Raw genomic sequence first — 24,437 nt, forward strand, 5'->3', positions numbered from 1 at the left:
CCCGTTTTCAGGGTTCCAACCCCCCTCACAAACCGAGACAAGCACACCATGTCGAGCCAGCCCAGCAAAGACCTCGAAACATTCGAAAACCCCCAGCCGGGGCGCGATTATACCATCCGCATCCGCGTCCCGGAGTTCACCTGCCTGTGCCCCAAGACGGGCCAGCCGGACTTCGCCACCCTCTTCCTGGACTACGTGCCCCGGGCGCGCTGCGTGGAACTGAAATCCCTCAAGCTCTACGTCTGGGCCTTCCGCGATCAGGGCGCCTTCCACGAGAAGGTGACCAACGAGATCCTCAACGACCTGGTGGCCGCCACCGACCCCAACTTCATGCGCCTGACCGCCGAGTTCAACGTGCGCGGCGGCGTGTACACCACCGTGGTGGCCGAACACCGCCACCCGGACTGGCAGCCGCCGGTGCCGGTGACCTTGCCTTGAAGAGCAATTGAAACCATTCAAAATTCAAGATTTAAAATTCAAAGGGGGCGTGTCCTGCAGCTACGAGAGCGCGCTGGCCACGGACTTCCCTTTGAATCTTGAATTTTGAATTTTGAATGTTGAATTCGCTTTTCATCGGTATCGACATGGGCACCTCCGGGTGCCGGGCCATCGCCATCGACGCCGATGGCGTGGAGATCGCCCGGTGCAGTGTTGCCCTGGCCGAACCCCGCCGCGACGGACCCCGGGTGGAACAGGACCCGGGGCTGTGGTGGACGGCCCTGTGCCAGGTCACACGTGCGCTCATGGCGGACCTGCCCTGCCCTCCCACGGCCCTGGCCATCGACGGCACCTCCGGCACCCTGGTGGTCACCGACGCTCACGGCACGCCCCTGGGCCCGGGGCTCCTGTACAACGATGCACGGGCGGTGGACGCGGCCGCGCGCATCGCGGCCATCGCCCCCCGGGAGAGCGGCGCCCACGGCGCCAGTTCGAGCCTGGCCAAGCTCTGCTGGTGGCTGGACCACCACGACCCCCGGGCGGCCCGCCACGCCCTGCACCAGGCGGACTGGCTGGCGGCTCAACTCACCGGCCGCTACGGCATCAGCGACGAGAACAACGCCCTCAAGCTCGGCTACGACCCGGTGGCCCGGGACTGGCCGGCGTGGCTGGAGGGACTGGGCCTGCCCGCGGGGCTGCTGCCCCGGGTGCTGCCGCCGGGGGATCGGCTGGGTACGGTCACGCCCAGAGCCGCCGCGGACTCCGGGCTGCCCGAAGGCCTGCCCGTGCTGGCCGGGACCACCGACAGCGTGGCGGCCTTTCTTGCCACCGGCGCCTCGCAGCCAGGCGAGGCGGTCACCTCCCTGGGCAGCACCCTGGTGCTCAAGATCGTCTCGCCCCGGCCGGTGTTCGCCCCCGAATTCGGGGTCTACAGCCACCGGCTCTGGGACCGCTGGCTGGCGGGCGGGGCCTCCAACAGCGGCGGCGCGGTGCTCAAGCAGTTCTTCAGCCCCGAGGCCATGGCAGCCCTGAGCTCGCGGCTCGAACCCGAACGCACCACCGGGCTCGACTACTACCCCCTGCCCGCCCTCGGCGAGCGCTTCCCGGTCTGCGACCCCGGGCTTGCACCGCGCCTGACGCCCCGCCCCGACGATGACGCCCGCTTCTTCCAGGGACTGCTGGAAGGCATCGCCGCCATCGAGGCCCTGGGCTACCGGCGCCTGGTGCAACTGGGCGCCCCCGCCCCCACCCGCGTGCGCACCGTGGGCGGCGGCAGCATCAATCCCGCCTGGACACGCATCCGTGAGCGACTGCTGGGCGTGCCCCTGGTGCAGGCCACCCACACCGATGCCGCCTATGGTGCGGCGCTGATCGCGCGTAAGGGCTTCGGCGAAAGCGAAACTCGCGGATCCTGAAGCGTCGTAGGCCCGGTTCTAACCCGACAGCGGCGGCAGTCGGCGCATTACGGCAGTTCTCTGAACACGTGTTCTTCGAGGAAGTCGCCCAGGCCGCGCACGTAACGCTGCCCGGTGCGCAGGAAACCGTCATTGTGCCCGCCCTCCATCTCCAGCAGCACGGCACCGTCGTGGGCCACGTCCATGAGCCGTCGGGCATGGTCGAAGGAGACGATCTCGTCCTGACGGCTGTGGGCGATCAGGGTCGGCACGCGCACCTGGGGCAGCGACTCGATCACCTCGTGGCGGTGACGCAACAGCCGGTCCACCGGGAGCCAGGGGTAGACCTCGGCGCCCAGATCCGCGGCGCTGGTGAAGGCTGACTCCAGGATCAGTGCGCCGGGAGGGTGTTCGCTGGCCAGATCGACGGCCACCGCGGCACCCAGGGAGCGGCCGAACACCACGATCTCCCGGGCCGGTATCTCTCGCGTCTCGCGCAACCACGCCCAGGCCGCACGGGCGTCCCGACGCAGCCCGGCCTCGCTGGGCCGTCCCTCGCTTTGCCCATAACCCCGGTAGTCGATGATGAACACCGACAGGCCCAGCTCGCGGAAGATGCGGATGGAGGCCATGCGGTGGGAGATGTTGCCCGCGTTGCCGTGGAAGAACAGCAGCACGCCCCGCGGCTCGGGGGCCGGCACGAACCAGCCGTGCAGGCGCACCCCGTCATCGGTGGTGAGATAGACGTCCTCGTAGTCCATGCCGTGCTCGGTCGGCGTGGTGACGAGCGTGGACAGGGGCAGGTAGATGAGACCGTCCTGCTTGAAATAGACCAGGCCCACGAGCACCCCGTAGGCGCCCGCCGCCACCAGGCAGAGATGGATCAGGGCTTTGATCATGGCCGCACGTCTCCCGTGGGCTCAGGGTATGCTAACGGGATGCTCAACGACTACCTCGCAGGCCTGCGTTATCCCTTCCGCGGTCTGTCCCTGATCCGGCGCCGGGGCATCCGTCCCCTGGTGATCATCCCGCTTGGCCTCAACATCCTGCTGTTCGCCCTGGGCATCTTCCTGGCCGTGCATTACCTGGGCGCCGGGCTGGATCGGCTGCTGCCCGAGTGGCTGGACTGGCTGCGCTGGCTGCTCTGGCCCCTGTTCGTGATCGGCGTACTGGCGGTGGTGTTCTTCGGCTTTACCCTGGTCGCCAACCTGCTGGGCGCACCTTTCAACGGCCCCCTGGCCGCCCGGGTGGAGTCACAGCTCACCCGGGGCCCCGCCCCGGACTCGGGACTCACCTGGTACCGGGAGGCTGCGGTGGCCGTGCTCAACGAGCTGCGCAAGCTGCTGTACTTCCTGCTGCGCGCCCTGCCCCTGCTGCTGCTGTTCCTGATCCCCGGGGTGAACCTGCTGGCGCCCCTGCTGTGGCTGGCCTTCGGCGCCTGGATGCTGGCCCTGGAATATGCCGACGCGCCCATGGGCAACCATGGACTGGGCTTCAGGGATGCCCGGCAACGGCTCGGGGAAAATCTGCCCCTTGCCCTGGGTTTCGGCACCGGCATGCTCATCCTCACCCTGGTGCCGGTGCTCAACTTCGTCGCCATGCCGGCGGGGGTGGCGGGTGCCACGGCCCTGTGGGTCGATCGCATGCGGCCGCGCGACTGAAATCCGCTCACTGCGGGTGGTCGCAGGCGCCAAGACAGGGCCATCGGTTCTGCGAACCGTCAAGGGGACACGGATCGACTATAAGTTGTCATGACCGTGAAGCTCTCTCGACCCACCGACCCGGCACGGGTCTGCCTGTCCCGGCGCTCTCCGTCGGCCGGCAGCGGCTCAAGCCGTGTCGGGCGGGGCCTCGGCACGATAGCCGAGGCGCTCCGAGATGCGCGTGGCGGCCGCCACCAGCAGGGGCACCCATTCATCACGGCGTCGTTCGATGGGCGCCGAGACCGACAGACCCGCGATGGCGGTACCGCTGCCGTCGCGCACCAGGGCACCGATACACCCCACGCCCGTTTCCGCCTCCTCATTGTCAAAGGCGAAGCCATCCTTCACCGCACGCTCGGCCACCACCAGCAGGCGTTGCGGGTCGTTGATGGTGCGCGGCGTGTAGGCCGGCAGGCCGGTGCGCCGGGCATAGGCCAGCGTCTCCTCGGGGCCGGCATCACCGAGCATGATCTTGCCCACGGCCGTGACGTGCAGCGGCGCACGGCTGCCGATGAGCTGCTCGACACGCATCATGCGATTGGGCAGCGCGCGCTCCACGTAGATCACCTCGTCACCCTCCCGAACCGTCAGATTGACCGTCTCGCCGATGCTCCCCAGCAGCCGTTCCATCTCCGGCCGGGCCACGGCGCGCAGATCCAGGTCGGCCCGTACCCGGGCGGCGTACTTGAGAAACCGGGGGCCGAGCCGATAAGTGCCCCCCTCATCACGGACCACGAAGTCATGTTCCACCAGGGAGGCGAGGATGCGAAATGCGGTGGACGGGTGCAGGCCCGTCTCGGCGGCCAGCACCTTCAGGCTCACCGACTGGGTGTAGCGTGCGATGGCCTCGAGCAGATCGGAGGCCCGGTCGATGACTTGAATGGAACCAGCGGGACGATCGTGGGTTTTCATCGGGTCGCATTTCGCATCGTGGAATCCGTTGACCATTGTAAACAATCAACGGGGTGCTAGCTTCATTCCATGCCCTCTGACAGTTCACCGCAGCTGCGCCGATGGCATGAACCGAAAAAGAGGCCCAAATGGCCCCGACATAACCCCGACAAGGGGAGCACGACCGGGCAGCAGACCCGGCACAACCAACCAAAGCGCACCAACTTGGAGGAGATTCACATGTCAACAAAAGACGATAACGGAACCGGAATTGTCACCGGGGCCGCGCAGGAGGGTTCCCAGACCACATCCCGGCGCGGTTTTCTCAAGGCCAGCGCGGCACTGGGCGCCGGCGCCATTCTCGGTGCGCCCTACATCGGCAACGCCCAGACCGCCCGCGGCGTGCGCTGGCGCATGCAGAGCGCCTGGCAGCCGGGCACCATCGGCTACCGCACCTTCGAGACCTGGTGCCGTTCCATCCAGGAACTGACCAGCGGCGAATTGTCCATCGAACCGTTCCCGGCCGGCGCCGTGGCCGGCACCTTCGAGATGGCCGACGCGGTGCGCAGCGGCGTGCTGGACGGCATGAACTGGTTCACCGTGTACTGGCCCGGCAAGATGCCGGCGGGCGTGTTCATGAGCGCCTACCCCATGGCACTGAGCCTGCCCCACCACTGGGACATGATGTTCGATTCCTTCGGCGGTCGGCAGATCGTGGATGAACTCTATGACCGCCAGGGCCTGGTGTTCCTGGGCCACGTGCAGCACGACCTGAACCTGATTCACTCCAAGGTGCCCCTGCGCAGCTTCGATGACTTCCGCGGCAAGCGCATCCGCTTCCCCGGTGGCATCATCGCCGAGACCTTCGCCAAGGTGGGCGTGCGCACGACCCTGCTGCCCGGCGGTGACGTCTACCCGGCCCTGGAGCGCGGCACCATCGACGCGGCCGACTTCGTGGGTCCGGCGGTGAACTACGACCTGGGTTTCCACCAGGTGGCCGACTACATCATCATGGGTCCGCCCTCCACCCCCTGCCTGCACCAGCCGGTGGACCTGATGGACATCTCCGTCAACAAGCGCTCCTGGAGCCGCATCTCAGAGCACACCCAGAAGCTCATGTACAAGTTCGTCAAGGCCTACTCGGCGGAGCACTTTGCCGCCATCCAGAAGGCCAACCACGAGGCCTGGCCCAAGTACAAGGAGGCCGGCGTGGAGGTCATCCACCTCTCCGAGGAAGACGCCGCGCGCTTTCGCGAGGCCGCCATCCCCCTGTGGTTCGAATGGGCCAACAAGGACCGGGATGCCGCGCGCCTGTTCAAGGTCCACCTGGAGGTCATGCAGGATCCCAGCGTCGCCGTCATCACCCCGGACGACATCAAGGACTACAAGCTGAACTTCTAGCCGCTCGCGACCGCCACCCCTTCCCCCGGGAAGGGGTGGCCAGGGGTGGCCGAGGGCAGGCCACAGTCCGCGCGATCCACTTGTCCGCCGGCCACGGGGCCGGTTCAGGGTGAACCATGAACCTGGAACTGAATTTCGTCCTGCCGCACTGGCTGTACTGGTCGGTGCTCCTGTTTCTGCCCCCCATCATGATGCTCATGGTCTGGCGCTCCCGACGCCGGGGCGCAAGACCCACCCAGAGCGCCGAGATCTTCGCCCATGGCGAAGAGGCCCTGGCCGGCACTCCGAGCAACCCGGTGCTGCGCGCGGTGGAAGGCCTGTCCACCTTCACCGGCACCTTCGTCGGCTACTGGTCCCTGGTGGCGGTGGTGGTCTACACCTACGAGGTCATCGCCCGCTACGCCTTCAACTCGCCCACCAACTGGGCGCACGAGTCCATGTTCCTGATGTTCGGCATGCAGTACCTCATCGCCGGCGCCTACTGCCTGCGGGTGGACGGTCACGTGCGCGTGGACGTGCTGTATTCCCGTTTCGGGCCCGCCGTCACCGCGGCCCTGGACATCCTCACCTCGGTGATCTTCTACCTGTTCCTGCTGGTGCTGACGCTCACCGCCTGGACCTTCTTCGCCCAGTCCCTGTCCCAGGAGCAGTTCTTCTTCGCCACCGGCTGGAGCAACGAGGTCTCGTTCACCGAGTGGCGCATCCAGTACTACCCGGTCAAGGGCGCCATGGTGCTGGGCGGCGTGCTGCTGCTGTTGCAGGGCACGGTGCGGCTGGTGAAGGACATCCAGGCCTTCCGCGTCGCCATCCGCCGGCACACCGGGGCCCGCTGGCCCCTGTGGGGCATGGTGGGCGCCGCCGTGATCCTGGGCCTGGTGATCCTGCTGGAGATGGTCAACGTGATCGTCTTCGGTGACAGCCCCGAGCACCTGCTGTTCACCCTGGAAGGCTCCCTGGAGGACATCGGCATCGGCACCCTGACCCTGGTCATGACCGGTGCCCTGCTGGTGGTGCTGCTGGCGGGCCTGCCGCTGGCCTTCGTCACCGGCGGGCTGGGCGTGCTGTTCATCTACCTGGTGGGCAACCACTACATGCTGAACATCATCCCCTCGCGCATCTTCCCGCTGATGACCGACTACCAGCTCTCGGCCATCCCGCTGTTCATCTTCATGGCGGCCATGCTGGAAAAGGCCGGGCTGATCGAGGACCTGTTCGACGTGGTCTACCACTGGATCGGCGCCCTGCGCGGCGGTCTCGCCGTGGCCACCATCCTGGCCTCCACCCTGCTGGCGGCCATGGTGGGCGTGATCGGCGCGGCGGTGGTAACCATGGGCATCATCGCCCTGCCCGCCATGCTCAAGCGCGGCTACGACCCCAAGATCGCCCTGGGCGCCATCATGGCCGGCGGCACCCTGGGCATCCTCATCCCGCCCTCCATCCTGGCCATCATCTACGCCGTGGTGGCCGGCCAGTCCGTGGGCGAACTCTACCTGGGCGCCCTGCTGCCCGGCCTGCTGCTCTCCGGTCTGTACATGGGCTACGTGGCCCTGCGTGCCGGCTTCAACCCGAAGCTGGGCCCGGCGATGCCCCGGGAAGAGCGCGTCGACCTGCCCCAGCGCCTGCGCATGCTGCGCAACATGCTGGCGCCCATCAGCCTGGTGGTGCTGGTACTGGGCGCCATCTTCACCGGCATGGCCACCCCGGTGGAGGCCGCCGGCATCGGCACCTTCGGCGCCCTGGTGGTGGCCGCCCTGCACGGGCGCCTCACCTGGGTGAACGTGCACGACGCCTGCATGATGACGCTGAAGGCCACGGCCATGGTGCTGTGGATCATCTTCGGCGCCACGGTATTCGTGGGCTTCTACATCCTCCAGGGCGGCCAGCAGTTCGTGCAGGAACTGATCGTCGGCACCGGCCTCGGCCCCTATGGCATCCTGATCCTCATCATGCTGGTGCTGGTGCTGCTGGGCATGTTCCTGGACTGGGTGGGCATCCTGCTGCTGGCGGTGCCCATCTTCGTGCCCCTGATCGCGGGGCTGGCCTTCGAGGGGGTGTTCGGCCTGCCCGGGGTACCACCGGAGAAGGTGGCCCTGTGGTTCGGCGTGCTCTACCTGGTGAACATGCAGATGAGCTTCCTCAGTCCGCCCTTCGGCTACGCCCTGTTCTACCTGCGGGGTGTCGCGCCGCCGCACATCAGCATGGGCACCACCTACAAGTCCTCGCTGCCGTTCCTGGGCCTGCAGACCCTGGGCCTGATCCTGTGCATCCTGTTCCCGGGCATCATCCTGTGGCTGCCGGGACTGGCCTACGGCTGAGCCGACCGATCAGACACCGGGAAGCCGGAACGACAAGCGGTGCAGACAGACAAGGCCGTTGCGGTGATGACCGCAACGGCCTTTTTTCTGGGTACGGCAACCCCGGGACAGGATCCCTGGCCTCGTGCTCCGCGTGCCGAAGGGATGGATATTTCGCATAGTGAAATCTGTTATGTATTGTGAAATACCTGGGTCGCGACTAGTGTTTGGATCAAGCCCCGACACCCATGGCATGCCCAGCCAGGAGAACGTCCATGAACAGCATCGCTCAGCCCATCGCCCCTGACGCCGCCATCCCCGCCTTCTGCGAGGGCATCGAGCACTTCGCGTCCCCCTTGCCCGAGTTCGACCGACTCGGCGCCGTGCCGCTGATCGCCGAGGGCAGCACCGCCATTGCCGACCCCACAGCTCCCGCCGCCGCGTACCAGACCCTGCTGGGGGCCGATGCCCTGCGCTACCTGACCCTGCAGGTCACCGGTGCCAAGGGCTCCGGTCATCCGGGCGGTTTCGCCTCCAGCGCCGAGGCCTATGCCTCCCTGGTGATGCTGGGCCACACCAACATCGTCACCGAGGTGGGTCACCACGCCCCCGGCTTCTACAGCGCCATGTTCATCGACGGCTCCCTGGAGGAGATGGGCATCCACACGGTGATGCAGATGCGCACCCGCTTCCGCGAGCGCCATGGCCTGCTGGGCCACCTCTCCGGGGCCATTCCCGGCATCCTCGCCCCGGCCGGCCCTCTGGGCCAGGGCCAGCACTTCGCCATGGCCGGCGCCCTGCTTCACCCGGGCACCCTGTTCCCGGTGACCATCGGTGACGGCGGCATGGGCGAGCCCTACGTGCTCAATGCCATGATGCACTTCCACACCGCCTATCCCCAGGTGACCAACTTCCTGCCGGTGCTGATCTGGAACGGCTACAGCCAGGAGCACCACGCCATGTGCTCCACCTGGGGCAACCAGGAGATGATCGCCTACTGGAAGGGCCACGGCTTCGAGGAAGTGATCCTGGTGGACGCCAGGGACTTCGACGACTCCGGCCAGGACAGCGCCTACGCCGACAGCACCTACTTCTCCCTGGAGAAGCGACTGGCCTTCGCGGGCGCCGTGCTGAGCGGCATGGACCGGGCGGCCCGCGCCGCCCTGGGCGGCCGGCTCACCGCCTTCATCGTCAAGCAGATGAAGGGCGCCGGCGTGCACACCGTGGGCTCCAAGTCCCACAACCTCTATCCCAAGGACACCCTGGACCAGCCCCACATCATCGAGGGGCTGAAGCGCCGCGCCCTGAATCCCGAGGCCTGGGAGACCGTGCGCGCCAACTTCAGCCGCGCCGGCGGTGGCCCGGCGGCGAAGACCGTGGTCACCGAACGTGAACGGGAACTGCCCGAACTGGGCCGGCTGCCGATGCAGGAATTCCCCGTGGGCGAGAAGGCCGTGCCCGCCACCGCCATGGGTGCCCTGGTGGCCGCCGTGGGCAAGGCCGACCCCCGCTACGTGGTGAGCAATGCCGATGGCAACGAGGCCTCGGCCATGAAGAACATCAACGACGCCCTGAAGATCCGCCACCCCACGGTGGACCCGCTCTACAACCAGGAACCCACCGGTCAGGTCTACGAACCGCTCAACGAAGACGCCTGCGCGGGGCTGGCCGCGGGGCTTGCCCTGTTCGGCTCGCGCGCCCTGTGGCTCTCCTACGAGAGCTTTGCCATCAACGGCTGGCCCATTGTGCAGACCGTCACCCAGGCCATGGCGGAACTGCGCCGGCGCACCCCGGCGATGGTGTGCATGTTCACCGCCGGTGCCCTGGAACAGGGCCGCAACGGCTGGACCCACCAGCGCCCGGAGATCGAGAACTACTTCGCCGCCATGATGCGCAACGGCAACGTGTTCCCGCTGTTCCCCTGCGATGCCAACCAGATCCAGGTGGCCTACGAGTGGGCCACCCAGGCCAGCAACAAGGGCATGGTGATCATCGCCTCCAAGAGCCCCCTGCCCGTGCACACCACCCTGGCGCAGGCCCGGGAGGGCATCGAGAAAGGGGCCATCAGCCTCTATGAGAGTGCCAATGGCGACGGCGTCCAGGTGGTGTTCGCGGTCACCGGCGACATGGTCCTGCTGCCGGTGTTCCAAGCCAGGGACACCTTGGAAGCGGCGGGTTTCCGCGTGCGCATCGTGAGCGTGGCCAACCCGCGCCGCCTGTACCGGCCCACGGACGTGGCCTGGGACAGCGTCTCCCAGCCCGACAACCTGTTCATGGATGATGATCACTTCAATGCCCTGTTCGACGGCGACATCCTGATCGGCGTCACCGGCGGCGCCAGCGGCTCCCTGGAGCCGGTCATGCTGCGCACCCGCGCCGCCCGGCGCGACGTGTTCGCCTGGAAGCGCGGCGAGACCACCGCCTCCCCGGATGAACTGTTCCAGGTCAACGCCATGACCGGCGAGGACATCGCCGCACGGGTGAAGGATCTGGCGCGATAAATGACGACCGGCCATCCCGGGTGCCCGGGCACCCGGGATGTGTTGCGACTCGGCACACCGCTCGCGGAGACCCTCACGGCATGAGCGACACCAAGATCATCGCCCTGGACGACGACCCCACCGGTTCTCAGACGGTGCACAGCTGCCTGCTGCTGACCCGCTGGGACGTGGCCACCCTGCGCCAGGCGCTGCGGGACGCCTCGCCCATCTTCTTCGTGCTGACCAACACCCGGGGCATGGACGCCCATCGGGCGGCACAGATCACCCGCGAGGTCTGCGCCAATCTCAGGCAGGCACTGGCCGAGGAGGCCGCCGCCGGACACCCGGTCAACCCGGTGATGGTGAGCCGCTCCGATTCCACCCTGCGGGGTCACTACCCGGTGGAGACCGACGTGATCGCCGAGGCCATGGGCCCGTTCGATGCCCACTTCCTGGTGCCCGCATTCATCGAGGCCGGACGCATCACCCGGGACTCGGTGCACTACGTGGTCCAGGCCGGCAAGCCCGTCCCTGCCCACGAGACGGAATTCGCCCGGGACTCGGTGTTCGCCTATCGCCACAGCTACCTGCCCGACTACGTGGCGGAGAAGACCCGCGGACGCATCCCCGCCGAGACCGTGCAGCGTTTCACCCTCGCCGACCTGCGCGGCGACGTGACCGACCGGCTCATGGCCCTGGAAGGCAACGCCTGCGCCGCGGTGGACGCGCAGACCCAGGCGGATCTCGAGCGCTTCGCCGATGCCGTGCTGACGGCGGCGGCACGAGGCAAACGCTTCCTGTTCCGCAGCGCCGCCAGCCTGCTCACCGCCCTGGCCAGGCTGCCCGCCCAGCCCGTGCCCGCCGAGGCCATGTCCCGCTACGTGCGTGGCGGCCGCCCTGGCGCGGTCATCGTCGGCTCCCATGTGAAAAAGACCACCCAGCAGCTGCACCGCCTGCTGGAGACACCGGGCACGGCGGGCGTGGAGATCGACGTCAACCGGCTGCCCGGGGAACGGGACGCCGTGCTGCGCGAGACCCTGGCGGCCATCCAGGCGATCCACGAGCGGGGCGACACCCCCGTGGTCTACACCAGCCGCGCCGAGCGCCAGTTCCCGGACCAGCAGACCCGGCTTGCCTTCGGCGAACAGGTCTCGGCCCTGCTCATGGACGTGGTGCGCGGCCTGCCCGCGGACATCGGCTACCTGATCAGCAAGGGCGGCATCACCTCCAACGACACCCTGAGCACCGGGCTGGCCCTGGCCACCTCGCGGGTGCTGGGCCAGATCCTCACCGGCTGCTCCGTGGTGCGCTGCCCCGACGACCATCCCCGCTTCCCGGGCCTGCCGGTGGTGATCTTCCCGGGCAACGTGGGCGACGAACACGCCCTGGCCGAGGCCTACCGTAGACTCGCCCTGCCGGGCGACGGTCACCGGCATCAAGCGGCCGGCTGAGGACACTGGAGAGAGCGGACCATGATTGATCTATGCCAGTACTGCGGACACTACGGCTATCTGCGGCCTCTCGGCCGTGTCTATCTGTGCGGCCAATGCCATCGCAGACACGCCTGCACCGACGCGCCGGGCACACACCAGGCATTGCAGGAGACGCAAGATAGCAAGGTGCGCCCCGAAGCGCGCTGATCTCGCCAGCATGGTTTTCTGGCTTTCGAGGACGCGCCTGCCGATGTCTGGTTGCGCTACCATTGGCGAACAGATCGCGCTGCAACGTCATGCAGCGCCATACAGCCTCACCGCCTTGAGCCCGCGGGTCACCGATGCCAGCGGGCCGATAAACCCATAACGACGGCGTCCCAAGAGACGCCGACCGGAGGAGTCCCATGTCCGCCGATGCCCTGAGGCCGGCCAACCTGGAAGAGCCCCGCGCGGTCAGCGCCCGGGAGCGTGACGCCCTGATCCGTGAACTGCTCGGCGTGGTGCCGTCCCAGGGCGTGCTCCACGACGACGAGGACCTGCGCCCCTACGAATGCGACGGGCTGTCCGCCTACCGTCGCAAACCCATGCTGGTGGTGCTGCCCGAGACCATCGAACAGGTGCAGCAGGTGCTGCGCCTGTGCCAGGCACACCAGGTGCCCGTGGTGGCCCGGGGTGCCGGCACCGGGCTCTCCGGCGGGGCCTTCCCCCTGGCCAACGGCGTGCTGCTCGGCCTGGCGAAGTTCAACCGCATCCTGGCCATCGACCCGGACAACCGCTGCGCCCGCGTGCAGCCGGGCGTGCGCAACCTGGCCATCTCCGAGGCCGCCGCCGCTCACGGTCTCTATTACGCCCCCGACCCCTCCTCCCAGATCGCCTGCTCCATCGGCGGCAACGTGGCGGAGAATGCCGGCGGCGTGCACTGCCTGAAGTACGGTCTCACGGTGCACAACATCCTGGAACTGAAAGTGGTCACCATCGATGGCGAACTGATCACCCTCGGCGGCCAGTCCCTGGATTCGCCCGGCTACGACCTGCTGGCGCTGATGACCGGATCCGAGGGCATGCTCGGGGTGATCGTGGAGATCACCGTCAAGCTGCTGCCCAGGCCCGAGCGGGCCCAGGTGCTGCTGGCCGCCTTCGACAACGTGGAGCGGGCCGGCGAGGCTGTGGCCGCCATCATCGGCTCCGGAATCATCCCCGCGGGTCTCGAGATGATGGACAACAACTCCATCCGTGCCGCCGAGGACTTCGTGCACGCCGGCTACCCGGTGGAGGCCGAGGCCATCCTGCTGTGCGAGTTGGACGGCACCAATGCCGAGGTCTCGGAAGACATCATGCAGGTGCGCGAACTGCTCATCGCCCAGGGTGCCACCGAGGTGCGCACGGCGGGCGACGACCAGGAACGGTTGCGCTTCTGGGCCGGACGCAAGGCCGCCTTCCCTGCCGTGGGCCGGCTGTCGCCGGACTACTACTGCATGGACGGCACCATCCCGCGCAAGAACCTGGGACAGGTCCTGCGACGCATCGGCGAGATGTCCGATGAGTTCGGACTGCGGGTGGCCAATGTGTTCCACGCCGGCGACGGCAACCTGCACCCCCTGATCCTGTACGATGCCGACACCCCCGGGCAGCTGGAACGGACCGAGGACTTCGGCGGCAGGATCCTGGAACTGTGCGTGGAGTACGGCGGCACGATCACCGGCGAACATGGCGTGGGCATCGAAAAGCTCAACCAGATGTGCACCCAGTTCACGCCGGACGCGCTGACCCAGTTCCACGCGGTGAAGGCCGCCTTCGATCCCCGGGGGCTGCTCAACCCGGGCAAGGCCGTGCCGACCCTGCACCGCTGCGCGGAATTCGGCGCCATGCATGTGCACCACGGACAGCTGCCCCACCCGGACATCCCGAGGTTCTGATGCACGACGCCGATCTGAGCCAGGCCCTGGCCGAACAGGTGCGGGTCGCCGCCGAATCCGGCACGCCACTGCTGATCCGCGGCGGTGGCACCAAGGACTTCTACGGCCTGCGCAGCGAGGGCGAGCCCCTGTCCATGATCGGGCACCGCGGCATCGTCAGCTACGAACCCACCGAACTGGTGATCACGGCACGCGCGGGCACGCCGCTCGCGGAATTGGAACAGCGCCTGCGCGACCATGGCCAGCAACTGCCCTTCGAGCCCCCCGCCTTCGGCGCGGCCGCCACCATCGGCGGGGCTGTGGCCAGTGGCCTGTCCGGGCCGCGCCGCGCCTTCTCCGGTGCCGTGCGCGACAACCTGTTGGGGGTCAAGCTGATCAACGGGCGCGGGCAGATCCTGTCGTTCGGCGGCCAGGTGATGAAGAACGTGGCCGGCTATGATCTCAGCCGCATCAACGCCGGCGCCCTGGGCACCCTGGGCGTGCTGCTGGAGGTTTCCCTCAAGGTCCTGCCCAGGCCCGCCTTCGAACGCACGGCCGTGTTCGAGATGGACGAGGCCACCGCCCTCGCCCGGCTCACCGCCCTGGGACGCACCTCCCTGTCCATCACCGCCACCGCTCACGACGGCGAGCGCCTGTACGTGCGCGTGTGCGGTGGCGAACGCTCACTGGAGGCCGCCGAGCAGGTCCTGGACGGACAGACACTGCCGGAGTCCCGGGACTTCTGGCACTCGGTACGCGAGCACAGCCACCCGTTCTTCGACCGGCCCGGCCCCCTGTGGCGTCTGTCGCTGCCGCCCGCGGCCCCGTCCCTGGGGCTGGGGGAGACCTTCATCGAATGGGGCGGCGCGCAGCGCTGGCTATGCAGCGACGCACCCGCCGAGGTCCTGCGCGCTAGGGCCGCCGCCCTGGGTGGCCACGCCACCCTGTTCCGGGGACACGGCGGCACCGGCGAGGTCTTCCATCCCCTGACGCCCGCGCTGCTGCGCCTGCACCGCAATCTCAAGCAGGCGATGGACCCCGCCGGCATCTTCAACCGCCATCGCATGTACCCCGACTTCTGATCTCCCATGCAGACTCAGCTTGCCGATTTCATCAAGGACACCCACCAGGGCCGCGAGGCCGAGCAGATCCTGCGCGCCTGCGTGCACTGCGGCTTCTGCAATGCCACCTGTCCCACCTACCAGCTGCTGGGCGATGAACTCGACGGTCCGCGCGGCCGCATCTACCTGATGAAGCAGATGCTGGAAGGCCACACACCCACCGGCAAGACCCTGAGCCACCTGGACCGCTGCCTCAGCTGTCGCAACTGCGAGACCACCTGCCCCTCGGGTGTGCGCTATGGCCGCCTGGTGGAGATCGGCCGCGAGGTGATCGAGCAGCAGGTGCAACGCTCCCTGAGCGAGCGCCTGCTGCGCGGCGCCCTGCGGCGCTTCCTGCGCTCGCCGCTGTTCGGCGTGAGCCTCGCCCTGGGCCGCCTGGCGCGTCCGGTGCTGCCCGCGTCCCTGCGCCGCCGTGTCCCCGAATCCCGGCCCGCGCCCCGGCGCCCGGGCCGGCAGCACGCCCGGCGCATGCTGTTGCTGGAGGGCTGCGTGCAGCCCGCCCTGTCCCCGGACATCAACGCCTCGGCCGCCCGGGTGCTGGACCGCCTGGGTATCGAACTGGTGAGTGTCCCGGCCGCCGGCTGCTGCGGCGCCATCGACCAGCACCTGGGGGCCTTCGAGGCGGCCCGCGCACAGATCCGACGCAACATCGACGCCTGGTGGCCCCAGGTGCAGGCCGGCGCCGAGGCCATCGTGATGACCGCCAGCGGCTGCGGCGCGCAGGTCAAGGACTACGGCGCCCTGCTGGCCGACGATCCCGCGTATGCGGAAAAGGCGGCGCACATCGCGGCCCTGACCCGGGATCTGAGCCAGGTGCTGGCCGAGGCCGACCTGTCCGGTTTCCGGGTGTCCCGGCGGCGCATCGCCTTCCATCCGCCCTGCACCCTCCAGCACGGCCAGAAGCTGCGCGGCGTGGTGGAGGGCATCCTGACACGCCTCGGTTTCGAACTCTTGCCGGTGGCGGACAGCCACCTGTGCTGCGGCTCTGCCGGCACCTATTCGATCCTGCAGGGCGACATCGCGGGGCGCCTGCGCGAGGACAAGCTCCACAAGCTGCAGGCCAACGGCCCCGAACTCATCGCCACCGCCAACATCGGCTGTCAGACCCACCTGGCCTCGGGGAGCGACGTCCCCGTGGTGCACTGGATCACGCTGCTTGACCCACCGGCGAACTGATCCGCATGCGGGCGGCCATGCCGCGCCGCTCTCCCTGGCACGCCGAATATGAACCTGATCCCCGTCCTCAACACCGTCCTGCCGGTCTTCCTGATCGTAGCCCTGGGTTTCCTCTACGGCCGTCGATTCCCCACCGACATCGACACCGCCAACCGGCTCAACATGGAGATCTTCACCCCCGCGCTGATCTTCAGCGCCCTGTCGGCCCAGGGCTTCCAGATCGCCGACTACTCCCAGCTGGCCCTGGCGGCCACCCTGGTGGTGCTGGGGTCCGGCCTGGTGGTGCTGCCCTTCGTGCGCCTGCTCAGGGTGGACTGGAAGACCTTCGTGCCGCCCATGATGTTCACCAACAGCGGCAACATGGGCATCCCCATCCTGCTGCTGGCCTTCGGCGAGGCCGCCCTGCCCGCCGCCATCGTGCTGTTCCTGGTGGAGAACACCCTGCACTTCACGGCGGGCATGTACATGGTCAACCACAGGGCAAACCTCTGGAACGTGCTGCGCACGCCCATGATCCTGGCCAGCATCGCCGGCATCGCGGTGAGCCTGTCGGGTTTCGTGGTGCCATCGGTGGCGGCGGTGCCCATCGAGATGATGGGGCAGATCGCCATCCCGCTGATGTTGTTCACCCTGGGGGTGCGCATGGTGGATGCGGATTTCAGCGACTGGCGCCTGGGCCTGTGGGGCGCGGTGCTGGCGCCGGTCAGTGGCCTGGTGATCGCCGGGCTGCTCTACCCCTGGCTCACCCTGAGCCCGGAGCAGATGGCCTACCTGTTCATCTTCGCCGCCCTGCCGCCGGCGGTGCTCAACTACATGGTGGCCGAGAAGTTCCAGCAGGAGCCCAAGCGGGTGGCCTCCATCGTGTTCATCGCCAACCTGCTGAGCATCTTCAGCCTGTCCGCCGTACTCGCCTGGGTGCTGTAGGCCGGATAAAGCGCAGCCGCATCCGGCACCCCACCGGAAGCAGCGACGCATGCGCTTTCCTTGCTCGCCCCGCGAGGCCACCGGCCTGCATAGGGCGGCCCGTGGCCGCCTCTCGACGGCGGGTGCGCCCTCCGGCGGGCATGGCCCGCCCTACGGATAGACTGCTACTGGATAGCGACCACCATCAATCGCAATCCCTTCATGCAACATCCGGGCGGGTGTTCCTGACAGGACGCCCGGCCCTTATCCCAGCAACGCTGGATTGAGCCGCCAGATCGTATAACTGAGCGCCGTGGCAAAGCTGACCCAGGCCAGGTAAGGCACCAGCAGCAGACCCGCCAGCGGACGAACCCGCCAGAAGACGATCAGCGTCGCCAGCACCAGGCACCAGAGCACCAGGATCTCCAGGAAGGCGAGCAGACCCAGACGCCAGACGAAGAACAGCCAGGTCCAGAGCACGTTGGCGCCCAGCTGCACCAGGAACAGGATCAGCGCCTGGTTGCCCAGGGCATCCCGCCGCTGCCACACCAGCCAGGCGGCAACGCCCATCATCAGGTACAGCAGCGTCCACACCGGCCCGAACAGCCAGCCCGGCGGCGCCCAGGCGGGGCGCTGGAGTTGCTGGTAGAAGCTCCCGGCATCGGCGGAGGCCAAGCCCGCCAGGGCGGCGGCCGCGAAGCTGACCAGCAGCCATGCCATCAGGCCGAGACCATTGCGCCAGGTGGCAGTCATGGGATGTCCGTTGACAGGTCGAAAGGAAAAAAGCCCGGAGCAGGCTCCGGGCTTCCGGTCAGGATCACTTCTGCTTGAGCAGGTCGCGGATCTCGGCGAGCAGCTTCTCCTCGCTGGAAGGCTCGGGCGGGGCCGGCGGCGGGGCCGCCTCTTCCTTCTTCTTCAGGGTATTGATGGCCTTGACCGCAATGAAGATGGCGAAGGCGATGATGATGAAATCGAAGATCGCCTGCAGGAACACGCCGTAGCGCAGCGTCACCTCCGCCACCCCTTCCCCGGCATGCTGGAGCGTGATGGCCAGATCACTGAAATCCACCCCGCCGATCAGCAGGCCCAGCGGCGGCATGATCACGTCGGACACGAATGATGACACGATCTTGCCGAACGCCACGCCGATGATGATACCCACCGCCATGTCCACCACATTGCCCTTGACCGCAAACTCTTTGAACTCCTTCAACATGCCCATTGGACACACTCCCCTTGAGAGATTGAACACCCGTTCGGCCCGCAGACTGACAGGACAAACTTGCCGTGGAACCACTAGAAGCGTAGTTCAAGAATCAGGGACAGGGAGGCACTCAAGGAACAGCAGGAGGCGATGCCGATGTCGCTTCACCCCAGGGCCCGTCGCAGGCGCGCCACCGCCTCCTCCAGCACGGCAACCTCCCGCGTATAGGCAAAGCGCACATGGGCCTCGGGCCGGTGATGGCCGAAGTCCAGCCCCGGGGTGATGGCCACACCCGCCTGATCCAGCAGGCGCTCCGCCAGGCGCTGGCTGTCGGTGTCGAAGGCGCTGCTGTCGGCGTAGATGTAGAAGGCACCCTCGGGCGTCAGCGGGATGCCGAAGCCCAGTGCACGCAGCGCGGGCAGCAGAAAATCGCGGCGTTCACGGAAGGCCTCGCGACGGGCCTCCAGGATCTCCAGTGTCTCGGGGCGGAAGGCGGCGAGCGCGGCGTGCTGGGCCGGGGTGGGCGCGGCCAGGAACAGGTTCTGGGCCAGCTTGTCGATGGGGCGCACGTAGTCTTCGGGTGCCACGATCCAGCCCAGCCGCCAGCCGGTCATGCCGAAGTACTTGGAGAAGCTGTTGATGACGAACACGTCGTCGGAGATCGACAGGGCCGTGGCGGCGGGCTCGCCGTAGACCAGGCCGTGGTAGATCTCGTCCACGATCAGGCGCCCGTCGCGCCTGGCGACCAAATCGGCCATGCGCTCAAGCTCCGCGCGGGGCACCAGGGTCCCGGTAGGGTTGGCGGGCGAGGCCACCAGGGCCGCCACAGTGCGCTCGCCCCAATGTGCTTCCAGGTGTCCGGCATTGAGCTGGTAGGCGGTCTCCGGACCCACCGGCACGGACACCGGCTCGCCCTCGAAGGTACGCACGAAATGGCGGTTGCAGGGATAACCGGGATCGGCCATGAGCACCTGGTCGCCCGGGTCCAGCAGCACGGCCATGACCAGCAGCAGGGCGCCGGAGGCACCGGGGGTGATGATGATGCGCTCCGGCGAGACCTCCACCCCGTTACGGTCCTGGTAGAAGCGGGCGATGGCCTCGCGCAGGGCCGGCAGGCCCACGGCGGGGGTGTAGTGGGTGTGGCCGTCGGCCAGCGCCCGACGCCCAGCCTCCATGATGGGCTCGGGCGTGGCAAAGTCCGGCTCGCCGATCTCCAGGTGCACGATGCTTCGCCCGGCGGCCTCAAGCCTGCGAGCCCGCGCCAGCAGGTCCATGACGTGGAAGGGTTCGATGTCCGCCATGCGGCGGGCGATGTGTGCAGGGCGTTTCATGGCGCCATGCTAGCACGGGTGTGGTGGGTTCTTTTTACCCGTTCAAAACCAGGAAGTTTTGCCACAGAGGGCACAGAGGGCACAGAGGGCACAGAGAATAAGATCACTGTGCCTCTCTCTGCTGAGAGACTTTCAGCCTGCCGGGCCAATTCGGGAGCAAAACGTCCGTTTCTGATGAGCGCCCCTTATCGTTGCCGCACAAAGTAGTGTATTTCGTTCTCTGTGACCTCTGTGACCTCTGTGGCAAAAGGGGTCCTTGCCAACCAAAAGGCACACAGGGTCGGACACTGCTCCGTGCTAGCATGAGCGCCATGCGCGCGACCCTGTTCTTGATTCTCTTCCTCTGCCCCTCCCTGCTGCTGGCCTTGCCCACCGCCCTGCCCGCACCGGGCGGCGTGGCGATCCTGGACCTGGGCCCATCGCAAGATGCGCCCCGGGCCGAATTCGACGGTGAACGGGTCGCGGTGGTGCGCACAGAGAACAGCTGGCGCGCAGTGGTCGGTCTGCCCCTGTCCCTTGAGCCAGGAGACCAGCGCATCGAAGTGACCTGGCCCGACGGGCGTCGCTCGCGGCACGGCTTCACGGTGCTGCACCGTGACTATGCAGAGAGCCGCATCACCATCCGCGAGGAGCGCATGATAAGCCCGGGACCCGATGATCTAAAACGCATCGAGGCGGACCGCGTGCGCATCCGTGCAGCCCTGGCCACCTGGTCGGATGCAACGCCCGATTTCGATTTCGCCGTGCCTTCCGAGGGCCGCTTCTCCAGCGGCTTCGGCCTGCGCCGCTTCATCAACGATCAGCCACGCAATCCCCACAGCGGCCTGGACATCGCCGCGCCCGTGGGCACGCCCATCCACGCGCCCGCACCCGGGCGGGTGATCCTCACCGGGGATTTCTTCTATGCCGGCAAGGCGGTGATGCTGGACCACGGCCACGGTCTGCTGAGCTTCTACGCGCACCTGGACAGCATCGGCGTTGAGGAAGGACAACGGCTGGAACGCGGTGCGCGGCTCGGCACCATGGGCATGACCGGACGGGTCACGGGTCCACACCTGCATTGGGGGGTGTATCTCAATCGCACGCCAGTGGATCCGGAGTTGTTCTTCACGCGCCCGTGAGCCGTAGATCGGAGATGCTCCGGACGGATCTGTAAACGCAGAGGACGCAAAGACGCGGAGAGCGCAGAGTATTATTCATGAAAACCCTTTGCGCTCTCTGCGTCTTTGCGTCCTCTGCGTGATGAGCGCTGCGCCATCGCCTCAGCCGATTCGCGGCGGGGTCGCCGCTCCTGCAGGGAAGATCCAGTCGCCGGATGCGCTGCGCTTATCCGGCCTACTTTCCCGCACCTTACGCCTACCTCCTAACGCCTCACTTCTTCTTCGCGTGTCGCATCATGCGCTTGCGCTTGTACTGCTGACGCGGCGTGAGCACGTTGCGCTTGCCGGCGTAGGGGTTTTCGCCGGTCTTGAATTCCAGGCGGATGGGGGTGCCCACCAGCTTGAGGTGCTGGCGGAAGTGGTTGCTGAGGTAGCGCTTGTAGCTGCCGGGCAGCCGCTCGGTCATGTTGCCGTGGATGACGATGATCGGCGGGTTCTGGCCACCCTGGTGGGCGTAGCGCAGCTTCACGCGACGACCGGACACCAGCGGCGGCTGGTGAGCCACCATGGCGCTTTCCAGCAGCTTGGTGAGATGGTTGGTGGAGACCTTGATGAAGGCGGAATCGTAGGCCCGCTTCACGTGGGCGAAGAGGTCGCCCACCCCGGTGCCGTGCAGCGCCGAGATGAAGCGCTTCTCGGCGAAGTCCAGGAACGGCAGCTTGAGATCCAGCTCGTGGCGGATGCGGTCACGCTGGTCCGGGTCCAGGCCGTCCCACTTGTTGATGGCCACCACCAGGGCGCGGCCGGCGTCCAGCACCACGCCCAGCAGGTGCGCGTCCTGCTCGGAGATGCCCTCCCGGGCATCCAGCACCATCACCACCACGTGGGCGGCGTCGATGGCCTGCAGGGTCTTCACCACGCTGAACTTCTCGATGGCCTCGTGCACCCGGGAACGGCGCCGCACGCCGGCCGTGTCGATCAGGGTGTACTGCTGGCCGTCGCGCTCGAAGGGGATGAAGATGCTGTCCCGGGTGGTGCCGGGGATCTCGGTGGCGACGACCCGCTCCTCGCCCAGGATGCGGTTGATCAGCGTCGACTTGCCGGCGTTGGGCCGGCCCACGAAGGCGATGCGGATACCCGGCCAGCGCTCCGCCTCCGCCTGGATCTCCTCCACCTCCGGCAGCAGCGCGTGCACGGCGTTCATCAGGCCCAGCACGCCGCGTCCATGGGTCGCCGCAATGGGGATCGGGGCACCGAAGCCCAGGGCATGGAACTCGGCCATGGCCTGGTCGGCGTCCACGCCGTCGGTCTTGTTGACCACCAGCAGCACCTTCTTGCCCTGGGTACGCAGGGACCGCGCGATGGCCTGGTCCGCCGCCGTGAGTCCCTCGCGGCCGTCCACCAGGAACAGCACCACGTCGGACTCGTCGATGGCCTGCTGGGTCTGGCGGGCCATGAGGTTGTCCAGGGTCTCCGCCTCGCCGGACAGGCCGCCGGTGTCCACCACCATGTAGGGGAAGCCCCCGACCCGGCCCGGGCCGTACTGACGGTCACGGGTCAGGCCCGGGAAGTCTGCCACGAGGGCATCCCGGGAACGGGTCAGCTGGTTGAACAGGGTGGACTTGCCCACATTGGGGCGGCCCACCAGGGCGATGACCGGAAGCATGGCGTTGTCAGTGGTCCGTTGTCAGTGATCCCCGGGGAAACGGATCCACGGGGAGAAAATCATTCGCTGTCCGACCAGCGGGCGCGTCGGCCACCTTCAGGCACCACGGCGGAGAGCCTGCCGCCGTTACCCAGTACGTACAGTCGTCCCTCGTGCACGATGGGCCGGGACATGAGGCCGGAGGAATCGGTGCGCAGGCGGCCCACCAGACTGCCGTCCTCCCGGGACAGCCAGTGCAGGTAGCCCTCGTAGTCACCCACCACCACGTGATCACCCAGCACCGCCGGCGCAGTCACGCCGCGCAGGCGCAGCAGTTCCTGCTGCCAGAGGGTGCCGCCGCTGTTGCGGTCCAGGGCCCAGACGTGGCCCTCGGCATCGGTGATGAACACCTGGTTGCCGCCCACGGCCAGACCGCGATGGGAGGAGAAGTTGCGCTCCCACAGGATACGGCCATCGGCCAGGCTCAGGGCCGCCACGCGCCCCTGATAGGCGACGGCGTAGACGCGGCCGTCGGCCACGACGATATGGCCGTCCACGTCCACCATGCGTTCCAGCTCGGAACGGCCGCTGGGCACGGCCAGGGCGGTCTCCCAGAGCACGTTGCCCCGGCCCAGCCCGAGGCTCAGCACGCGGCCGTTGTCGAAGCCGACGATCACGCGCCCCGGGACCATCACCGGCTGGCCCACGCCGCGCAGGCTCAGCGCCGGGGTGGTGCGACCCGCCAGCCAGTCCGGCTCGCCGGTGCCGGCGTGCAGCGCGTGCACGCGTCCGTCGTTGGTGCGCGCCACGACCCGATCCTGGCTCACGCTGGAGATGGCCATCACCTCGCTGGACAGGCGCCGGCTCCACAGCATCTCGCCGCTCTCCATGTCGAGCGCAATGATCTCGCCCTTGGCGGTACCGACCATCACCAGGCCGTCGCCGCCACCCACGCCGCCGGTGACCGGCACCGACAGGTTCACGGACCAGCGCTGCCGGCCGTCCTCGGCATTGACCGCCGTGACCCGGCCCTCGGCATCGGTCACGTAGACGCCGTCCCCGAAGCGCATCGGCACCAGGTAGACATAGAACCGGCCCACACCACCCCCGGTATCGCGATTCCACACGGTGGAGGGCAACACGGTCCGGGTGTAATCGGGCAGCGGCGCGGGCGGCTCGGTGTTGTCCCGGGAGAATGTGCCGCAGCCGCCCAAGAGCAGCGCCGCGCCCAGCAGCGCCACCCGCAGGGAGGACCGGGAAGCGAAGATGCTCATGAATCTCATGCGCCGGGTACCGCCACGTCGTCGCGCTTCATCTGCAGGAACTCGGTGCCGCCCATGGAGGCGGCGATGGCGCGGTCATAGGCGGCACGGGCCTGATCCCGGTCGCCCTTGGCGCGCCAGGCATCGCCGCGCACCTCTTCCACCAGCGCCTCGAAGCCCTGGGGATGGCTGCCGGCCACCGTCTCCAGGGCCTCGTCGGCACGCTCCAGGGCGACCAGCACCCGGGCCAGACGCACCCGCGCGGTCCAGGTCACTTCCTCGCTGCGCCCCTGGCCGATGGCCCAGCGCAGGTTCTCCTCGGCGGAATCCAGTTCGCCTCGGGCGGCCTGCAGGCGGGCCAGTTCCAGGGCCGCGAGCGGGGCGTAAGGGGTCCTGGCATAGTCGGCGCGCAACAGGTCCGCCTGCTGCCGGGCCTGCTCCAGGTCACCGGCACGGGAGGCGCGATCCACCGCCAGGAACAGGTCCGAGGCGCGCTCGGCGCGGGTTTCGTTCAGGTCCACCCAGTAGCGCCAGCCGAACAGGCCGCCCACGCCCAGCACGATGCCGGCGATCACCGCCTTGCCGTTTTCCTGCCACCATTTTTTGATGGCCTCGACCTTTTCCTCGTCTGTCGTGTACTCGCTCACTGAGCCTTCTCCACTTGCTGCTGTTGTTTGTCACTGACACGTTTGGCGTCAGGAAGATCCAATGCGTTTTTTTGCCACAGAGGGCACAGAGGACACAGAGAACTCAAACATTCTTTCCT

General features: G+C 67.7%; 20 protein-coding genes. 12 read left to right on the plus strand and 8 right to left on the minus strand.

Features of this window, described 5'->3' with window-relative positions:
* Nucleotides 1-48: 48 nt before the first annotated feature.
* Nucleotides 49-438 carry a preQ(1) synthase gene (queF, locus tag TGR7_RS10150; protein WP_012638586.1) on the plus strand — a complete coding sequence of 130 codons (390 nt, stop codon included), beginning with the start codon at nucleotides 49-51 and terminating at the stop codon, nucleotides 436-438.
* Between the two features lie 116 nt (nucleotides 439-554).
* On the plus strand, nucleotides 555-1,853 hold the full coding sequence (locus TGR7_RS10155; RefSeq protein ID WP_012638587.1) for an FGGY-family carbohydrate kinase: 1,299 nt from the start codon (nucleotides 555-557) through the stop codon (nucleotides 1,851-1,853).
* 47 nt (nucleotides 1,854-1,900) lie between these two features.
* Here the strand turns inward: TGR7_RS10155 and TGR7_RS10160 are convergent, their stop codons facing one another.
* Nucleotides 1,901-2,728, minus strand: coding sequence for an alpha/beta hydrolase (locus TGR7_RS10160; protein WP_425358075.1), 828 nt, complete (start codon nucleotides 2,726-2,728; stop codon nucleotides 1,901-1,903).
* A 42-nt stretch (nucleotides 2,729-2,770) separates the two neighbouring features.
* Here TGR7_RS10160 and cysZ point away from each other — a divergent pair, with 42 nt between their 5' ends.
* The gene (cysZ, locus tag TGR7_RS10165; RefSeq protein WP_012638589.1) at nucleotides 2,771-3,493 is read left to right on the plus strand and encodes a sulfate transporter CysZ; all 723 of its coding nucleotides are present in this window, start codon (nucleotides 2,771-2,773) and stop codon (nucleotides 3,491-3,493) included.
* A 168-nt stretch (nucleotides 3,494-3,661) separates the two neighbouring features.
* Here the strand turns inward: cysZ and TGR7_RS10170 are convergent, their stop codons facing one another.
* Complete coding sequence (locus TGR7_RS10170; protein ID WP_041442945.1) at nucleotides 3,662-4,447, minus strand: IclR family transcriptional regulator; 786 nt, start codon at nucleotides 4,445-4,447, stop codon at nucleotides 3,662-3,664.
* A 219-nt stretch (nucleotides 4,448-4,666) separates the two neighbouring features.
* On the opposite strand from TGR7_RS10170, the gene dctP reads away from it, so the two are divergent.
* The 8 genes from dctP (at nucleotide 4,667) to TGR7_RS10215 (ending at nucleotide 17,150) form a co-directional block, all read left to right on the plus strand.
* Nucleotides 4,667-5,827, plus strand: a complete 1,161-nt coding sequence (gene dctP / locus TGR7_RS10175; RefSeq protein ID WP_012638591.1) for a TRAP transporter substrate-binding protein DctP — start codon at nucleotides 4,667-4,669, stop codon at nucleotides 5,825-5,827.
* A gap of 116 nt (nucleotides 5,828-5,943) precedes the next feature.
* Complete coding sequence (locus tag TGR7_RS10180; RefSeq protein ID WP_012638592.1) at nucleotides 5,944-8,142, plus strand: TRAP transporter large permease subunit; 2,199 nt, start codon at nucleotides 5,944-5,946, stop codon at nucleotides 8,140-8,142.
* A gap of 254 nt (nucleotides 8,143-8,396) precedes the next feature.
* Complete coding sequence (locus tag TGR7_RS10185; protein WP_012638593.1) at nucleotides 8,397-10,622, plus strand: phosphoketolase family protein; 2,226 nt, start codon at nucleotides 8,397-8,399, stop codon at nucleotides 10,620-10,622.
* 80 nt (nucleotides 10,623-10,702) lie between these two features.
* Nucleotides 10,703-12,052 carry a four-carbon acid sugar kinase family protein gene (locus TGR7_RS10190; protein WP_012638594.1) on the plus strand — a complete coding sequence of 450 codons (1,350 nt, stop codon included), beginning with the start codon at nucleotides 10,703-10,705 and terminating at the stop codon, nucleotides 12,050-12,052.
* A 386-nt stretch (nucleotides 12,053-12,438) separates the two neighbouring features.
* A complete protein-coding gene (locus TGR7_RS10200) occupies nucleotides 12,439-13,950 on the plus strand; it encodes an FAD-linked oxidase C-terminal domain-containing protein (RefSeq protein WP_012638596.1) in 1,512 nt (503 codons plus the stop codon).
* On the plus strand, nucleotides 13,950-15,011 hold the full coding sequence (gene glcE, locus TGR7_RS10205) for a glycolate oxidase subunit GlcE (RefSeq protein WP_012638597.1): 1,062 nt from the start codon (nucleotides 13,950-13,952) through the stop codon (nucleotides 15,009-15,011). The genes TGR7_RS10200 and glcE overlap by 1 nt, the downstream gene beginning before the upstream one ends.
* A gap of 6 nt (nucleotides 15,012-15,017) precedes the next feature.
* Entirely contained in the window at nucleotides 15,018-16,226 is a 1,209-nt protein-coding gene (gene glcF, locus TGR7_RS10210) for a glycolate oxidase subunit GlcF (protein ID WP_012638598.1), read from the plus strand.
* Between the two features lie 48 nt (nucleotides 16,227-16,274).
* Nucleotides 16,275-17,150, plus strand: coding sequence for an AEC family transporter (locus TGR7_RS10215; protein WP_012638599.1), 876 nt, complete (start codon nucleotides 16,275-16,277; stop codon nucleotides 17,148-17,150).
* A 243-nt stretch (nucleotides 17,151-17,393) separates the two neighbouring features.
* Here the strand turns inward: TGR7_RS10215 and TGR7_RS10220 are convergent, their stop codons facing one another.
* The 3 genes from TGR7_RS10220 to TGR7_RS10230 form a co-directional block, all read right to left on the minus strand.
* Complete coding sequence (locus tag TGR7_RS10220; protein ID WP_012638600.1) at nucleotides 17,394-17,882, minus strand: TspO/MBR family protein; 489 nt, start codon at nucleotides 17,880-17,882, stop codon at nucleotides 17,394-17,396.
* Nucleotides 17,883-17,946: 64 nt separating this feature from the next.
* Nucleotides 17,947-18,351: a large-conductance mechanosensitive channel protein MscL gene (mscL, locus tag TGR7_RS10225; protein ID WP_012638601.1), complete on the minus strand. Its 405-nt coding sequence runs from the start codon at nucleotides 18,349-18,351 to the stop codon at nucleotides 17,947-17,949.
* Between the two features lie 146 nt (nucleotides 18,352-18,497).
* Entirely contained in the window at nucleotides 18,498-19,664 is a 1,167-nt protein-coding gene (locus TGR7_RS10230) for a pyridoxal phosphate-dependent aminotransferase (protein WP_012638602.1), read from the minus strand.
* A gap of 302 nt (nucleotides 19,665-19,966) precedes the next feature.
* Here TGR7_RS10230 and TGR7_RS10235 point away from each other — a divergent pair, with 302 nt between their 5' ends.
* Nucleotides 19,967-20,785 (plus strand): peptidoglycan DD-metalloendopeptidase family protein, encoded by an 819-nt coding sequence (locus TGR7_RS10235; protein ID WP_012638603.1) that lies wholly within the window; start codon nucleotides 19,967-19,969, stop codon nucleotides 20,783-20,785.
* 250 nt (nucleotides 20,786-21,035) lie between these two features.
* Here the strand turns inward: TGR7_RS10235 and der are convergent, their stop codons facing one another.
* From der to TGR7_RS10250, 3 genes are read right to left on the minus strand one after another with little or no spacing between them, the layout of a single operon-like run.
* Nucleotides 21,036-22,430 carry a ribosome biogenesis GTPase Der gene (gene der / locus TGR7_RS10240; protein ID WP_012638604.1) on the minus strand — a complete coding sequence of 465 codons (1,395 nt, stop codon included), beginning with the start codon at nucleotides 22,428-22,430 and terminating at the stop codon, nucleotides 21,036-21,038.
* A 59-nt stretch (nucleotides 22,431-22,489) separates the two neighbouring features.
* Nucleotides 22,490-23,692, minus strand: coding sequence for an outer membrane protein assembly factor BamB (gene bamB / locus TGR7_RS10245; RefSeq protein WP_012638605.1), 1,203 nt, complete (start codon nucleotides 23,690-23,692; stop codon nucleotides 22,490-22,492).
* A complete protein-coding gene (locus tag TGR7_RS10250; protein WP_012638606.1) occupies nucleotides 23,689-24,318 on the minus strand; it encodes a YfgM family protein in 630 nt (209 codons plus the stop codon). The genes bamB and TGR7_RS10250 overlap by 4 nt, the downstream gene beginning before the upstream one ends.
* Nucleotides 24,319-24,437 lie beyond the last annotated feature (119 nt).

It is taken from the genome of Thioalkalivibrio sulfidiphilus HL-EbGr7, assembly GCF_000021985.1.
Classification (GTDB): domain Bacteria; phylum Pseudomonadota; class Gammaproteobacteria; order Ectothiorhodospirales; family Ectothiorhodospiraceae; genus Thioalkalivibrio_A; species Thioalkalivibrio_A sulfidiphilus.

Bases quoted from the DNA above. Each gene is read 5' to 3' on its own strand.
- TGR7_RS10230 (WP_012638602.1), bottom strand. From the start codon at position 19,664: ATGAAACGCCCTGCACACATCGCCCGCCGCATGGCGGACATCGAACCC.
- TGR7_RS10200 (WP_012638596.1), top strand. From the start codon at position 12,439: ATGTCCGCCGATGCCCTGAGGCCGGCCAACCTGGAAGAGCCCCGCGCG.
- dctP (WP_012638591.1), top strand. From the start codon at position 4,667: ATGTCAACAAAAGACGATAACGGAACCGGAATTGTCACCGGGGCCGCG.
- TGR7_RS10185 (WP_012638593.1), top strand. From the start codon at position 8,397: ATGAACAGCATCGCTCAGCCCATCGCCCCTGACGCCGCCATCCCCGCC.
- glcE (WP_012638597.1), top strand. From the start codon at position 13,950: ATGCACGACGCCGATCTGAGCCAGGCCCTGGCCGAACAGGTGCGGGTC.
- TGR7_RS10215 (WP_012638599.1), top strand. From the start codon at position 16,275: ATGAACCTGATCCCCGTCCTCAACACCGTCCTGCCGGTCTTCCTGATC.
- TGR7_RS10180 (WP_012638592.1), top strand. From the start codon at position 5,944: ATGAACCTGGAACTGAATTTCGTCCTGCCGCACTGGCTGTACTGGTCG.
- TGR7_RS10155 (WP_012638587.1), top strand. From the start codon at position 555: ATGTTGAATTCGCTTTTCATCGGTATCGACATGGGCACCTCCGGGTGC.
- TGR7_RS10170 (WP_041442945.1), bottom strand. From the start codon at position 4,447: ATGAAAACCCACGATCGTCCCGCTGGTTCCATTCAAGTCATCGACCGG.
- glcF (WP_012638598.1), top strand. From the start codon at position 15,018: ATGCAGACTCAGCTTGCCGATTTCATCAAGGACACCCACCAGGGCCGC.
- bamB (WP_012638605.1), bottom strand. From the start codon at position 23,692: ATGAGATTCATGAGCATCTTCGCTTCCCGGTCCTCCCTGCGGGTGGCG.
- mscL (WP_012638601.1), bottom strand. From the start codon at position 18,351: ATGGGCATGTTGAAGGAGTTCAAAGAGTTTGCGGTCAAGGGCAATGTG.
- cysZ (WP_012638589.1), top strand. From the start codon at position 2,771: ATGCTCAACGACTACCTCGCAGGCCTGCGTTATCCCTTCCGCGGTCTG.
- TGR7_RS10235 (WP_012638603.1), top strand. From the start codon at position 19,967: ATGAGCGCCATGCGCGCGACCCTGTTCTTGATTCTCTTCCTCTGCCCC.
- TGR7_RS10220 (WP_012638600.1), bottom strand. From the start codon at position 17,882: ATGACTGCCACCTGGCGCAATGGTCTCGGCCTGATGGCATGGCTGCTG.
- TGR7_RS10190 (WP_012638594.1), top strand. From the start codon at position 10,703: ATGAGCGACACCAAGATCATCGCCCTGGACGACGACCCCACCGGTTCT.
- queF (WP_012638586.1), top strand. From the start codon at position 49: ATGTCGAGCCAGCCCAGCAAAGACCTCGAAACATTCGAAAACCCCCAG.
- der (WP_012638604.1), bottom strand. From the start codon at position 22,430: ATGCTTCCGGTCATCGCCCTGGTGGGCCGCCCCAATGTGGGCAAGTCC.